Source organism: Microbacterium sp. Leaf351 (assembly GCF_001423825.1).
Lineage (GTDB): Bacteria > Actinomycetota > Actinomycetes > Actinomycetales > Microbacteriaceae > Microbacterium > Microbacterium ginsengisoli.
On sequence record NZ_LMPK01000002.1, the window covers coordinates 151,673 to 151,957 of the forward strand.

General features: G+C 76.8%; 1 pseudogene. It reads left to right on the forward strand.

Features of this window, described 5'->3' with window-relative positions:
- Nucleotides 1-20: 20 nt before the first annotated feature.
- Nucleotides 21-285, forward strand: a pseudogene (locus ASG00_RS15020) (hypothetical protein); the annotation flags it as partial.

Sequence of the window (285 nt, forward strand, 5' to 3'; positions counted from 1 at the left end):
ACCCGCTCGAAGGGACCGCCATGAGACGATCCGCCCCCCTCGCCGTCGTCGCGCTCGCCGCCGTGCTCGCGCTCGCCGGCTGCGGCCAGGTGTCGCGCAGCGACCTGAGTGCCGCTGTGTCGCCGGCGCCCACCGGTACGCCGTCGTCCTCGCTCCCGTCGGCCGCGCCGATCCCCTCGCCGACCGCCGTCGGCACCGGGTCGGGTGGCGCGGGGTCGCTCACCCTCGCGATCACATCGCCGCTCGCGGTGGCGGGGCACGTGAACACCGATGTCGCGTGCGCGG